Genomic DNA, 12,207 nt, shown 5'->3' with positions numbered 1-12,207 from the left:
TGTAGTATGGGAAATATTGTTTCGATTTATGTCAGAATGAGTCGCCAATAGAAACTTATACCACTCTTTTGATATACTAGCAAGCAGGAGGTGGCTGATATGAAGGTTTATATTACATACGGGACAGCCGATTTTTTAAAGACGATTGCAAAGAAACACCCTGGTGAGAATATGGTGCTGATGCAAGGGGATGAAAATGCGATTTTAATCCATGAGACAAATGGAGAAACCGTTTTCCAGGCGCCCCATTCATATGAAAGCATCGACAGCGTCGGGGAAATCAAAAATCCGGGCTACGCCGTCCTCAACAACATCGCAGTTACCCAGGAAGGCCGGCCGCTGTTTGAAAATCGGTTTAAAAACCGAGCCGGCAAAGTGGAAAATGAACCCGGCTTTAAAGCCATCCGCGTATTAAGGCCGCTCGAAGGCGATACGTATGTCATCCTGACCCTGTGGGAAGAGGAAAAAGCCTTTCAGAACTGGCAGCAGTCAAACTCTTATCAGGAAGCTCATAAAAAACGCGGAACATCAGCAGGCATTGATACGACGTCCATTTTCTCCCGTCCATCTTATGTAACCGCTTATTACGCTATAGACTAAAACCGCCGGAGATTCTCCGGCTTTTTTTTGTCCCGATTTTCAGCTTCCTTCTTTGCACCTTCCGCCCGCCTATGAATAACCTGTAGCAATCCTATTTATAAACGGAGTGGTTCAATTGGGGATCGGCGTCTACTCGATACATCTGCTTTATGTTGCTTTTATCGCAGCCATTATCGTTTTTATGCTTCTCAGAAAAGATACAACCTTTATTTCACTTGCCGGTATTTTTGTGATTGCGCTATGGACGACGCATTCATTCTCCGCTTCGGTCAGCAGCCTGTTTCACAGCTTCACGTATGCCGCCGGGGAATTGCTGCCGACGATTTTTATTATTTGTTTTATCGTGGCGATGAGCGGCATTTTGACCAAAACAGGTATTAATGAAGCGATGATTTCTCCATTTGCGAAGCTGATGAAAGGGCCGGCTGTCGCGTATTGGGTCATCGGCGGACTGATGTTTGCCATTTCTCTTTTTTTCTGGCCGTCACCAGGGGTGGCGCTGATCGGCGCAGTGCTGCTTCCCGCAGCGATCCGGGCGGGTCTTTCTCCGATCGCCGCAGCAATGGCGATGAACCTGTTCGGCCATGGATTCGCTTTATCAGGTGATTACGTCATTCAGGCGGCGCCGAAATTGACAGCCGATGCCGCCGGAGTTCCTGTGGGCGATGTCATGCAGGCGAGTATTCCGCTCGTTTTGATCATGGGGATAACGACGACAGTCACCGCTTTTTTTCTCATCATGCGGGAACGAAAAAAAACGCAGGCCCCCCTCTCCTTTTACAGCTCCGGTTCTTTGGACACAAGTATGTATCTTCCGAAAAAACTCAGGGTCATCCTGGCGGTTTTCATTCCGATTGTTTTTCTTGCCGATATTATTTGCATGCTCGTATACCGCCTGCAAGGAAATGACGCGACGGCACTCGTCGGGGGGACTGCGATCGGCATCCTCCTGATCATTCATTTCATTGTTCATAAGCAGCGGCATTTAGAAAAGATCACTGAGTATTTTATCGGCGGTTTTCAATTCGGCTTTAAAGTATTCGGCCCCGTCATTCCGATCGCGGCTTTCTTTTATCTCGGTGACGCGGGGTTTAAAAGTATTTTGAACACCCCTCTGCCGCAGGGATCTGCGGGGATCGTCAATGACCTCGGGCTGGCGCTGTCCCATTCCTTTCCGATGTCCGGGGAATTCGCCGGCATCGCCCTCACCGCAGTCGGTGCGATTACAGGGCTTGACGGTTCAGGCTTTTCCGGGATATCTCTTGCAGGCTCGATGGCAAAACTATTTTCCGCCGCGCTTCATACGGACCCGGCCGTTTTAACGGCGCTGGGGCAGATTTCAGCGATCTGGGTCGGGGGCGGAACATTGGTCCCTTGGGCGCTTATCCCCGCTGCGGCTATTTGTAAAGTTGATCCGTTTGAGCTTGCCAGGAAAAACTTTATTCCGGTGGCGGCCGGACTTGTCGTCACAACGATCGCCGCCATCATCATTCTCCCTTAGCAAAAAGATTGAAATCTTCTGACATTTTCTATACAATCATGGGAAAAGCAGACGAGGGGGCATCGCTTTGACATTAACGGCACTTCAAAAAAGCTTATACGCCGAGCTTGACGGCCTGTATGAGGAAATGGTTGAAATCAGGCGTCACCTTCACATGAATCCCGAGCTTTCCTTTAAAGAGAAAAAAACACCGGCGTTCATCGCATCGTTTTATGAAAAACTCGGCGTTCCCATCCGGACGAATGTCGGAGGAAACGGAGTCACAGCCTATATTGAAGGCAGTGAACCGGGACCGGCTGTCGCGCTCAGGGCTGATTTTGACGCTTTGCCTATACAGGATGAAAAAGATGCGCCCTATGCTTCACAAATCCCCGGCGTCATGCACGCCTGCGGGCACGACGGCCATACGGCAGCTCTGCTTGCGGTCGGAAAAGTGCTTTCCCGCAACCGGGAAAACCTGAAAGGGTCATTTGTGATGATCCACCAGCACGCCGAAGAATTATCTCCCGGCGGAGCAAAATCAATGATTGAAGACGGCTGCCTCGAACATGTCGACGCCATTTTCGGCACGCACCTTTGGGCGACTGAACCCGTCGGAACGGTTTTATGCCGCCCGGGCGCAGTGATGGCCGCCGCTGACGGATTTACGATTAAAGTCATCGGAAAAGGCGGTCACGGCGCGATCCCTCACGATACGAAGGACGCCGTTTTAATCGGCTCACAAATCGTCACCGCCCTTCAGCATATTGTGAGCCGGCGGGTAAACCCCATGCACCCGGCCGTCATCTCAGCCGGCTCGTTCGTCGCTGAAAATCCGTTTAATGCGATTGCGGATCACGCAGTCATAACCGGCACCGTCCGCTCGTTTGACGAAGAGGTGCGCAGCCTGCTCGAAGCAGAAATAGAAGCCGTCGTCAAAGGAATCTGCGCCATGCACTCCGCTTCTTATGAATATCGTTTCAAACGCGGCTACCCCGCTGTCGTGAATCACCCTGAGGAAGCGGCGCACGCGGCTGCTGCCGCAGCGGAAACAGACGGCGTCACAAAAGTCGTTGAAGGAGAGCCGCAGATGGCGGGAGAAGACTTTTCATATTATCTGCAGCATACGAAAGGCGCATTTTTCTTTACGGGCGCCGCTTTAGAAAATGCGGAATCTATTTATCCTCATCATCACCCGAAATTTGATTTTAATGAAAAAGCGATGCTGACGGCCGCCAAGGTGCTTATCGGCGCCGCGGTGAGCTACCGCCGCTAGGCATAAAAAAACAGCCGGTACATTACGTACCGGCTGCTGTAATTCTTAAATGAAAAACATGCCTTGCCGTCTCGCCTAGCTGTGACAGCAGTTTATAATTGGCCGCTCCGCCCACGGCTGCTCCGACGACCGGCAAAAGCTGAAACAATTTCACCACGTCCAGATAATCGCGGTATTCCTGCTGAAAAACTCTCCAATCGACATCATGCTTTTTTGAATCCCAATGTTCAATAATCGAGTATATGTGTTTCCGCCGTTCACCGCTTGAGAAAGCAAGCTGAAAAATAAACAGCAAAAACAATCGTTCATCTCTATCACTCACATCAAAGCCGTAAATGGAGGCAAGATCGAACAGGCATTTCATTTTAATCGACAACAGCAAAGGAAAATCAGCCATTCCTAAAAAAATTCCGCCAGCCCCCGTACCGATACCCTCGGCTGCCGCGACCTTCTGGTATGATGCGATGGTTTGTCTGGCCAGGGCATCTTTTTCTGAAAGGGTCATACCGTTTGTATCCCGATTGCTTTTTGCCAGATTTGAACCCGCCATTGTTGCTTCGGTCATTTTTTTGATGCTTTCTGTGATAACGGTATGAATTTTTTCGGGAATCCGCTCATTTATTTTCGCCTGCATTCCTTTAGAAAAACGTTCGAGCATCGAATCCTTACGCAAAAAACGCGCTTTCCATTGCAAGGCTTCATGTATCAGCTGCTGATCGCCGGTCATCTGCGTCTCCTTCTTTCGCTATAGGTTTCAAAAACCCGATTGATTACAGCTTGCCGTATTTTTTCAATCTGCCTCCCATATACGAAGGCATAATCACAAAGATCAGAACGGCTGAAGCGATAGCGGCATAAAGCGCCCCGCTGACTCCCGCGGCATAGGCCGACGCTGCCGTGAACAGCAATGCCTGCACGGTTAGCACCGATTTCATCAGGGAAAAGAAACTTTGCAGCTTCGCTTTCTGATTGACCGGGTAAAGCTCCTGTAAAGAAAGATGATGAAAATGCCCGAACAGCGGCAAAAGCTGTATCCCCGTAATAAAGACGGTAAATACGGTTAACGCCGCCGTTATCCACGGATTGGCGGAAACGAGCATAATTATCAGAATAAAAATAATCGTGAGCCTGACTTGAATGCCGAGATAATCATTTGAACGAAGAAAGGCCCGCGCATACATATATGAGAACGTTTTCCGCTGTTCAAACGGAATCATTCTGAGCAAGAAGTCGAGATACGCCCGGCGTTTTGCCTGTTTCTTCAGGTGAGGCACATCGGTAAACAGATTGGCGATTCTGTAAAACCGCTGCTTCCTTCTTAATTCATATTCAATATGAGCTTCCCATTTTAACGATTTATGTTTCGCGGCAGATGTGAAATACACATAAAGACCGGCCATCACAATGTAGACGGCGGCAGCGTACAGATAAAACGATTGCAAAATGAAGTATAAAAGCAGCATATTACAGATAAAGCGTATGATCGCATCCGTCATTTTCATGCTTCTGTCATTCATAAATGTCATCCGCCACTCCATGGCCTGATTCCATGCTTTTACCGCCAGCATCTGAATAAAAACGGCGGCATACGACGTAAGTGACGCTCCCGGGCTTACAGCGAAAAACAGAGGCATGCACACAAGCGACAGAGCGAAAAGCGGAAACAGCTGTGACAGATAGCTGTACTTGAATGAATGCTTAAAGTATGTCCCCATTTTCGGTTCAAGCGGCAGCAGGAACACGAGATCCGCTTCCTTTAACAGCGTCCGGACGTATGAGCCCGTCAGCACAAATGAAAAGAGCACCGCCATCACCCAAAATGACGGGAAATGATCGGGAATGTCTTTGACCCATTTGCTGTACCAGCTCGCCGCGCCGGCGATAAAAAAGATCAGCACAATGACGAGATGATCATTGAGCATATATTTCATATACATTCTTGTTTCCTTTATATGCTCCTCAAGCCGGGACTGCCAAATACTAGACATATTATTCATGGCCGGCGTCTTCCTTTGTCAATTCAATATACAAGTCATCAAGAGCGGCGTCTCTCATGCCGAACTGCTCTCTCAGTTCTTCCAGTGTGCCGCTTGCCCGCACTTCGCCGTTATGTAAAATGATGAAAGCGTCACAGTAGCGCTCTGCCGTAGCCAGTATATGCGTTGACATCAGGACGGTTGATCCGGCTTTTTTCGCGGCGTCCATCCGCTCTAATAAAGCATTGATCGCAAGCGGGTCAAGCCCGAGAAACGGCTCGTCAATGATATAAAGCGAAGGCTCTGCGAGAAATGCGCACATGATCATGACTTTCTGCTTCATCCCTTTGGAAAAGTGAGCGGGAAACCATTTCAGCCTTTTTTCCATTCTGAATTCCTTCAAAAGCGGAGGAAGCCTTTTTTCAAGCGTTTCTTTGGAAAGGCCGTACGCCATGGCCGTCAGCTCCAAATGCTCTTTGAGCGTCAGTTCTTCATACAGCACCGGTGTTTCGGGAATGTACGTAAATTGCGAACGGTAGCTTTCCTTATCCTCCGAAAACGTCTTGCCGTTCAGCTCGATTGAGCCTTTATGCGGGTCCATTAAACCGATAATATGCCGGATCGTCGTGCTTTTGCCCGCGCCGTTTAATCCGATGAGCCCGACGATTTGGTTCGGCTCAAGGGTGAATGAAACATTTTTTAAAACCGGGTTTCTCGTATAACCGCCGGTTAAGTCTTTTACCGATAGCAGAGACATAATTTCTCCCCTTCTGATTCGTTTTTCTTCATAGTACCAAAAATAAAGGCTGATTTGAAACGATTCCCTTTTTTTCTCACGTGAAAAGCGTGCATAGTTATCGTGATCTCGGACATCATAATGCGTGTAGAAGGAAACAGCTTTAATCAACTGAAAATGAGGTGTTTATAAAAGACGTCTTTGAACAGTTGGATGAAAATCAACATGTCCTATGCTTACAATTTCTTCACACACTGCTTTGATGATGTTCTTCAATCATGATGAAATAATCAAATGAGGTGTTTGTCCCAGGAATGATTAAGCAGACCCATAAGTCTTCATTTTAAAAACAAATGAGGTGCTTACAAAAGGCATATTAAATTTTCTGTGATAAAGCTCGTACTTCTGCATCAGGATGAACGCTCAGCCGTTCATCCTGTTTTTTGTTTTGGCCGTTTTTGTGGTAGGATGAGAATATACATATATTTCTTTTCAGGGAGGAAACCCATCTATGCACAAAGCGGACGATTGTATTTTCTGCAAAATCATTGCCGGTGACATTCCGTCTTCAAAAGTATACGAAAATGAACACGTCGTGGCGTTTCTTGATATCAGCCAGGTCACAAAAGGCCACACGCTCGTGATTCCGAAAACACATATTGAAAACGTGTACGAGTTTACGCCTGAGCTTTCTAAAGAATATTTTGAGGCGGTGCCGAAAATCGCGCGCGCCATCCGGGATGAATTCGAGCCGATCGGGCTGAATATTCTCAATAACAACGGTGAAAAAGCGGGCCAATCAGTGTTCCATTTTCACATGCACATCATTCCGCGTTACGGAAAAGGCGACGGCTTCGGAGCGGTCTGGAAGACACATGCCGAAGACTACACGCCTGACGATCTTCAGGAAATCGCTTCAACCGTCAGAAAACGGCTTGCCTCATCTTAAGGATGAGGTTTTTTTGCGTCTGAACATATATAAAACATAAAATTATATTTTTTTATATCAAAAAAATCAAAAAATTGTGATAGGATAATTGTATTATTTCTTACACTAAAGCGGAAAACAGGGAGAGATCGTAAACATGGAACGTACAACGAATTTCAATGCAGGACCCGCAGCCCTTCCACTGGATGTGCTGCAAAAAGCACAGAAAGAATTTGTCGACTTCAATAACACCGGCATGTCCGTCATGGAACTGTCCCACCGGAGCACGGAATATGATGCGGTGCATCAAAAAGCCAAAACCCTTCTGAAAGAACTGATGGATATTCCCGACGATTATGATATTTTATTTCTTCAAGGCGGAGCAAGCCTACAATTCTCAATGCTTCCGATGAACTTTTTAACACCGGAGAAGACGGCGCACTTCATCGTGACGGGCGCATGGTCTGAAAAAGCCCTCGCTGAGGCGAAACTGTTCGGAAACACATCCGTCACGGCAACAAGCGCAGATTCAAACCACAACCATATACCGGAAGCGGACCTCTCAGGGATCAAAGACGGCGCCTACTTGCATATTACGTCCAACAACACGATTTTCGGAACGCAATGGAAAGAATTCCCGAACTCACCCATCCCGCTCGTAGCCGACATGTCAAGCGACATCCTCAGCAGAAAAATTGATGTCAGCTCGTTTGATGTCATCTACGGCGGAGCCCAGAAAAACCTCGGGCCGTCCGGCGTTACGGTCGTCATCATGAAAAAATCTTGGCTTGAAAAAGAAAATACAAACGTTCCTAAAATTTTGAAATATTCCACTCACACGAAAGCCGATTCACTGTATAATACACCGCCTACATTTGCGATTTATATGCTGAGCCTCGTCCTTGAATGGCTGGCTGAAAATGGCGGTGTCGAAGCGGCTGAACGGCGCAACCGGGAAAAGGCGGATGTCCTGTACGGCACAATCGATGCGAGCGGCGGATTTTACGCGGGCCATGCCGAAAAAAACAGCCGTTCTCACATGAATGTCACGTTCACTCTCCGCGACAGCAGTCTGACGAAAAAATTCGTTGAAGAAGCGAAAGCGGCTAAAATGACCGGACTCGGCGGCCACCGCTCAGTCGGAGGCTGCAGGGCGTCTGTTTACAACGCCGTCAGCCTGGCTGATTGTGAAAAACTGGCTCAGTTTATGAGAAAGTTCCAGCAGGAAAACGAATAAATTTCTTCTAACATAACGGTTCCTTTGATATACTGTTTGCATATCAATTTTTCCGGCCATCGCAATAAATGACGAGCATATTATTGGATGGCGAAAAAGCTTAGCAGAGGAGAGCTTAGTATGAAAACAAAAGAATTAGTCATTATGGCCCTGTTTGCGGCAATCGGAGCGGTGCTTCACTCCATTATGCCGCCGGTATTATTCGGAATGAAACCCGATATGATGCTTGTGATGATGTTTATGGGCATTCTGTTATTTCCCCGTGTGCAGAACGTGCTGATGATCGGAATTGTAACGGGAATCATTTCCGCACTCACGACATCTTTTCCGGGCGGACAGCTTCCGAATATCATTGAAAAACCGGTAACGGCGTTTCTGTTTCTGGCGCTGGCGCTTTTGATAAAAAAGAGCGTGAAAACAGCGGCGGCTGCCGTCATTACGATAGCCGGCACCTTCATCTCCGGCGTGATCTTTCTGGCGCTGGCCCTTCTGATTGTCGGCCTGCCGGGCGGATTCACCGCATTGGTGCTCGCGGTCGTCCTTCCGGCGGCTGCGCTGAATGCGATCGCCATTGTCATTATGTATCCGATTGTGCAGACGATCTTAAGACGGTCCAATATGATTGAAACGGTGAAATAGCCGCATACTGAAACCTCTTCCGGCCGGAAGAGGTTTTTTAATGTGTTACAGCATGTTTTACACGAGAAGTTTTGTGAAAAAGATAAGGAACAATGCGAGGGCGGTTCCTGCTGAGCAGACAATGGCCTTTTGGCGGACGACCCGCTTCGGCGGATAAGAAGCGGCCTGACCGAGCAGTTTAAGGTAGTAAACGGCGCCCGCCGCGAAGACAAGAGCCATACAAGATAAAACAATCATGAAGACAGACAACCTTCTCCCTCCTTTTCCCTTAAAAAATATGCTAAAATAAAGCAAGCTATGTATAGAAGTTTATTCTTCTGAACAAAAATGATAAAAGTGACAAGAAAAAAACGGGGTGATTTCAAATGGCTGACGGACGTTCCCTTTTAAAAGGCCTTTTCGTAGGCGGATTGATCGGAGGCGCGGCGGTTTTGCTTTCGGCTCCTTCATCCGGAAAAGAGCTGCGGGGCAAAATCAAAGCGAATTGCAATTCAATTGAGGACACAATCAGACGGTTAAAAAGAGACGGAATGGCGCTTAAGGACCAGCTTGTCCAAACAGCGAAAGAAAGCGCCGAAGTCATTAAAGACGTAGGCGGAGAGCTTCAGACCAGCATTAAAAGGTGGCAGGAGGAAATCAAGCCGCACCAGCAGGATCTCCAAAAGGAAATCGCTGATATTGAAGAGAAAATCAGACAGCTGGAGAAAACCTTACAAAACTAATATCCTATACAACCAAAAAAAGTGCGGACATATTGCGTTCCGCACTTTTTTTGCGTGTTTAAAACCTTTCACAGCAATGGATTAAGAATTTATTATAAAATTCTTAAATTTTCATCTTTATTAATCTTTATTTTATTGGCATAATAGAGGGAAAGAAAAGGTGAAGCAGGTGATCTGTATTGAATCGTGTTGAACCGCCTTACGATCTAAAAGAAGCTTTAATCTATACCCAAAAAATGGCTCAGCTGTCCAAAGCGCTGTGGAAATCTATCGAAAAAGATTGGCAGAATTGGCTGAAACCGTACGACCTTAATATTAACGAGCATCATATATTATGGATTGCTTATCAGCTTAAAGGAGCTTCTATTTCAGAAATCGCCAAATTCGGCGTTATGCACGTATCAACTGCGTTTAATTTTTCAAAAAAACTTGAAGAACGCGGATATCTGAAATTTTCCAAGCGGCTGAATGACAAACGGAACACGTACATTCAGTTAACAGAAGAAGGGGAAAATGTATTCGAAAGTCTTCTTGAGGAGTTTGCCCCGTCGAGAAACGCGGTGTTTAAAGGTTCACAGCCGCTCTACCATTTATTCGGGAAGTTTCCGGAAATTGAAGAATTAACCTGTGTCATCCGCCACATTTACGGCGAAGATTTTATGGAGATATTTGAGAAATCATTGACAAACATAAACAATGATTTTGAAAGTGAAGACGGAAGTCTGAAGAAAAAAACGGGCGAATCGGCTGTCCATGAAACGGCTGAAGAACTGGAACCGATCAACAGTTAATCAAAGTGCTTCATAATCTCAATAAATTCTTCCATCAGCGCTGTATAAAGCCCCTGCTCATACAAAGCAAAAATCGTTTCATGAACATCTAATTTTTCGTTCAGCTGTCCCGCAAAAAGCGCAAGGAGTTTGTCGAACGTCACAAAGCCTTGCGCTTTTTGCGACTCCAGCTCGTCCTCCAATTCGCGGCAGATCCGCCCGACCTCTTCACCTTCCTCTTCGGTCAGCCCTTTTTCGATCATCATCGCATAAAAAGGGTACTTATCCATATCCACTGTTTTCACAAGCAATTGTATGTAATATTCTAACCGCCCGATACGCTGATCCATTGAATCCATCCGTTTCACTTCTTTCTATCTTTAATCTTATTTTAGCTGATAATGAATAGAGAAGAAAGCTTAAACCGTACATTTCCATGTTTCACCGCTCTCTTCTGATCTTCCCTTTCCGGGTTTATTTTTTTCTTTAAAAAAGGATTGATTTTTTCTCCTGAAGAGAGTAAATTATTTTGAGATTGTATTCCATCTTTGTACGGAAGGATGACTCTGATGAATTGCTGGAAAACCATTAATCTGATCAAAGATTATGGTGCGGTTCGTTTATTATTGACTGCTGTAGGTTTTATGATCCTGTTTTTTATATGCAACTTCTTGGCATTCGGGCTGCTGCGTCCGAATATCAGTTTAAGTGACGGGCATGTATTTGCTTTTTGCGTTCTGCTCGTCGTTACTTTATTTGTACATAAAGTCATACATGTCCTGCCGATGATCTGTAAAAAAAGAAAAAAGGAAATGAAAATGTACTTTTTGCGGATGCCGACATGGAAAGGCATACCAAAAACAACAATGCTGATTTCAACGATCAGCCCGTTTTTATTCATTACGCCGGTATTATTTTATGCCGGGCTGGCATTTCCGAGTCACGCCCATTACTTTTATATGATTTCGAGCATTCATGCGGGTTATTGCCTGCCTGATCTTCTGTTTGCGCTGCATCTGGTCAAAGCGCCCAAATCATGTCTGATTGACCAGGAATCCGACGGCTTTGATATTTTAGTAAAAAAAGTGCCGGAGTCTTGATGTCCGCTGATTTTTCAGCTTACATTCTATCTTTTTCAATAAATATTTGGTAATGTAATATGGGAGCAGTTCAGAGAGAGGGGGAATCTCCCATCATTTTATTCTATTTTATCGTGGCTGCCCTGTTTATTCTTTATTTCATAAACAGGCTCACAAATACATTATGCCTTGTCAGAGAGATTCCTGAAGACCGGCAGGATAAGGTATTCCGTTTTATTAATGTATCTATTTTAATTTTACTGATCTCTTCGTTCGTCGAGATCTCCTTTACTGTGTAAACAGGCAAAAAAATATGGCTGCCGGCGGATTAACGCGGACAGCCATATTTTTTTCTTAGTAAATCCAAGAAGCGCCGATGATGATCAATAAGATGAACAGAACAACCAACAATGCAAAACCGCCTGCAAATACTTCACCCATCTCCAAAAGCACCTCCTACAAAACGTTTTATTTTTCCAATTACATCATATGCAATTCACTTCAGAAACGATTAGGCGCTCGGGTAAGAAAATGGACCGCTTTAGAAAAAGCGATCCGGTCCGCTTAGCAAATGTAAGCTGCCCCTACAATAACAAGCAAAATGAACAGTACTACGAGCAGCGCAAAACCGTTTGAATATCCTCCGCCCATGGTTCATTACCTCCTTTTCATGATCAATATATTTGTATGTATCAGGAAAAAGTTTGACTAGACGAATGCCCTTTATTTAAAATCTTTTTACAGAAAGCCACAATATGTTATGA

The 12,207-nt window shown here is 45.8% G+C and carries 17 protein-coding genes; 10 read left to right on the top strand and 7 right to left on the bottom strand.

What is annotated here, in order from left to right:
- Positions 1–99 precede the first annotated feature (99 nt).
- The 3 genes from hmoB to BAMF_RS26150 all read left to right on the top strand — a co-directional run bounded on the left by hmoB (position 100) and on the right by BAMF_RS26150 (position 3,356).
- A complete protein-coding gene (gene hmoB, locus BAMF_RS26160) occupies positions 100–600 on the top strand; it encodes a heme-degrading oxygenase HmoB (protein ID WP_013351717.1) in 501 nt (166 codons plus the stop codon).
- Positions 601–715: 115 nt separating this feature from the next.
- Complete coding sequence (locus BAMF_RS26155; protein WP_013351716.1) at positions 716–2,101, top strand: hypothetical protein; 1,386 nt, start codon at positions 716–718, stop codon at positions 2,099–2,101.
- 127 nt (positions 2,102–2,228) lie between these two features.
- Entirely contained in the window at positions 2,229–3,356 is a 1,128-nt protein-coding gene (locus BAMF_RS26150) for an amidohydrolase (protein WP_373419137.1), read from the top strand.
- A 22-nt stretch (positions 3,357–3,378) separates the two neighbouring features.
- On the opposite strand, the gene BAMF_RS26145 is transcribed toward BAMF_RS26150, so the two are convergent.
- The 3 genes from BAMF_RS26145 to BAMF_RS26135 are packed head-to-tail and all read right to left on the bottom strand — an operon-like array spanning position 3,379 to position 6,089.
- Positions 3,379–4,083, bottom strand: a complete 705-nt coding sequence (locus BAMF_RS26145; RefSeq protein WP_013351714.1) for an EcsC family protein — start codon at positions 4,081–4,083, stop codon at positions 3,379–3,381.
- Positions 4,084–4,126: 43 nt separating this feature from the next.
- Positions 4,127–5,353: an ABC transporter permease gene (locus BAMF_RS26140; protein WP_013351713.1), complete on the bottom strand. Its 1,227-nt coding sequence runs from the start codon at positions 5,351–5,353 to the stop codon at positions 4,127–4,129.
- A complete protein-coding gene (locus tag BAMF_RS26135) occupies positions 5,346–6,089 on the bottom strand; it encodes an ABC transporter ATP-binding protein (protein ID WP_013351712.1) in 744 nt (247 codons plus the stop codon). The genes BAMF_RS26140 and BAMF_RS26135 overlap by 8 nt, the downstream gene beginning before the upstream one ends.
- 490 nt (positions 6,090–6,579) lie before the next feature.
- Here BAMF_RS26135 and BAMF_RS26130 point away from each other — a divergent pair, with 490 nt between their 5' ends.
- The 3 genes from BAMF_RS26130 (at position 6,580) to BAMF_RS26120 (ending at position 8,872) form a co-directional block, all read left to right on the top strand.
- A complete protein-coding gene (locus BAMF_RS26130; protein WP_007409220.1) occupies positions 6,580–7,017 on the top strand; it encodes an HIT family protein in 438 nt (145 codons plus the stop codon).
- A 136-nt stretch (positions 7,018–7,153) separates the two neighbouring features.
- Entirely contained in the window at positions 7,154–8,233 is a 1,080-nt protein-coding gene (gene serC, locus BAMF_RS26125; RefSeq protein WP_013351711.1) for a 3-phosphoserine/phosphohydroxythreonine transaminase, read from the top strand.
- A gap of 120 nt (positions 8,234–8,353) precedes the next feature.
- Complete coding sequence (locus BAMF_RS26120; RefSeq protein WP_013351710.1) at positions 8,354–8,872, top strand: tryptophan transporter; 519 nt, start codon at positions 8,354–8,356, stop codon at positions 8,870–8,872.
- A gap of 57 nt (positions 8,873–8,929) precedes the next feature.
- On the opposite strand, the gene BAMF_RS26115 is transcribed toward BAMF_RS26120, so the two are convergent.
- A complete protein-coding gene (locus BAMF_RS26115) occupies positions 8,930–9,121 on the bottom strand; it encodes a hypothetical protein (protein WP_007409223.1) in 192 nt (63 codons plus the stop codon).
- Between the two features lie 116 nt (positions 9,122–9,237).
- Here BAMF_RS26115 and BAMF_RS26110 point away from each other — a divergent pair, with 116 nt between their 5' ends.
- Together BAMF_RS26110 and BAMF_RS26105 are read left to right on the top strand one after the other, a co-directional pair.
- Entirely contained in the window at positions 9,238–9,594 is a 357-nt protein-coding gene (locus BAMF_RS26110; RefSeq protein WP_013351708.1) for a YtxH domain-containing protein, read from the top strand.
- Between the two features lie 179 nt (positions 9,595–9,773).
- Positions 9,774–10,385, top strand: coding sequence for an HTH-type transcriptional regulator Hpr (locus BAMF_RS26105; protein WP_013351707.1), 612 nt, complete (start codon positions 9,774–9,776; stop codon positions 10,383–10,385).
- On the opposite strand, the gene BAMF_RS26100 is transcribed toward BAMF_RS26105, so the two are convergent.
- Positions 10,382–10,723 carry a YhaI family protein gene (locus tag BAMF_RS26100; RefSeq protein ID WP_003155243.1) on the bottom strand — a complete coding sequence of 114 codons (342 nt, stop codon included), beginning with the start codon at positions 10,721–10,723 and terminating at the stop codon, positions 10,382–10,384. The genes BAMF_RS26105 and BAMF_RS26100 overlap by 4 nt on opposite strands.
- Positions 10,724–10,933: 210 nt before the next feature.
- Between BAMF_RS26100 and BAMF_RS26095 the strand changes: the two genes are divergently transcribed.
- Both BAMF_RS26095 and BAMF_RS26090 read left to right on the top strand, forming a co-directional pair.
- The gene (locus BAMF_RS26095) at positions 10,934–11,464 is read left to right on the top strand and encodes a DUF3267 domain-containing protein (RefSeq protein WP_013351706.1); all 531 of its coding nucleotides are present in this window, start codon (positions 10,934–10,936) and stop codon (positions 11,462–11,464) included.
- Positions 11,465–11,523: 59 nt separating this feature from the next.
- On the top strand, positions 11,524–11,742 hold the full coding sequence (locus tag BAMF_RS26090; RefSeq protein WP_003155245.1) for a hypothetical protein: 219 nt from the start codon (positions 11,524–11,526) through the stop codon (positions 11,740–11,742).
- A 55-nt stretch (positions 11,743–11,797) separates the two neighbouring features.
- Here the strand turns inward: BAMF_RS26090 and yhzE2 are convergent, their stop codons facing one another.
- Positions 11,798–11,884 (bottom strand): sporulation protein YhzE2, encoded by an 87-nt coding sequence (gene yhzE2 / locus BAMF_RS26085; protein ID WP_013351705.1) that lies wholly within the window; start codon positions 11,882–11,884, stop codon positions 11,798–11,800.
- Between the two features lie 123 nt (positions 11,885–12,007).
- Positions 12,008–12,094 (bottom strand): YjcZ family sporulation protein, encoded by an 87-nt coding sequence (locus BAMF_RS40615; RefSeq protein ID WP_016938346.1) that lies wholly within the window; start codon positions 12,092–12,094, stop codon positions 12,008–12,010.
- Positions 12,095–12,207 lie beyond the last annotated feature (113 nt).

The sequence above is a fragment of the Bacillus amyloliquefaciens DSM 7 = ATCC 23350 genome (assembly GCF_000196735.1).
Taxonomy (GTDB): domain Bacteria; phylum Bacillota; class Bacilli; order Bacillales; family Bacillaceae; genus Bacillus; species Bacillus amyloliquefaciens.
Note: the sequence above shows the minus strand (reverse complement) of the source record. Positions and strands in the feature narration are given on the sequence as shown.

Coding starts and splice junctions, on each gene's coding strand:
- BAMF_RS26140 (WP_013351713.1), bottom strand. CDS start 5,353: ATGAATAATATGTCTAGTATTTGGCAGTCCCGGCTTGAGGAGCATATA.
- BAMF_RS26120 (WP_013351710.1), top strand. CDS start 8,354: ATGAAAACAAAAGAATTAGTCATTATGGCCCTGTTTGCGGCAATCGGA.
- yhzE2 (WP_013351705.1), bottom strand. CDS start 11,884: ATGGGTGAAGTATTTGCAGGCGGTTTTGCATTGTTGGTTGTTCTGTTC.
- serC (WP_013351711.1), top strand. CDS start 7,154: ATGGAACGTACAACGAATTTCAATGCAGGACCCGCAGCCCTTCCACTG.
- BAMF_RS26135 (WP_013351712.1), bottom strand. CDS start 6,089: ATGTCTCTGCTATCGGTAAAAGACTTAACCGGCGGTTATACGAGAAAC.
- BAMF_RS26110 (WP_013351708.1), top strand. CDS start 9,238: ATGGCTGACGGACGTTCCCTTTTAAAAGGCCTTTTCGTAGGCGGATTG.
- BAMF_RS26130 (WP_007409220.1), top strand. CDS start 6,580: ATGCACAAAGCGGACGATTGTATTTTCTGCAAAATCATTGCCGGTGAC.
- BAMF_RS26090 (WP_003155245.1), top strand. CDS start 11,524: ATGGGAGCAGTTCAGAGAGAGGGGGAATCTCCCATCATTTTATTCTAT.
- BAMF_RS40615 (WP_016938346.1), bottom strand. CDS start 12,094: ATGGGCGGAGGATATTCAAACGGTTTTGCGCTGCTCGTAGTACTGTTC.
- BAMF_RS26095 (WP_013351706.1), top strand. CDS start 10,934: ATGAATTGCTGGAAAACCATTAATCTGATCAAAGATTATGGTGCGGTT.
- BAMF_RS26145 (WP_013351714.1), bottom strand. CDS start 4,083: ATGACCGGCGATCAGCAGCTGATACATGAAGCCTTGCAATGGAAAGCG.
- hmoB (WP_013351717.1), top strand. CDS start 100: ATGAAGGTTTATATTACATACGGGACAGCCGATTTTTTAAAGACGATT.
- BAMF_RS26100 (WP_003155243.1), bottom strand. CDS start 10,723: ATGGATTCAATGGATCAGCGTATCGGGCGGTTAGAATATTACATACAA.
- BAMF_RS26150 (WP_373419137.1), top strand. CDS start 2,229: ATGGTTGAAATCAGGCGTCACCTTCACATGAATCCCGAGCTTTCCTTT.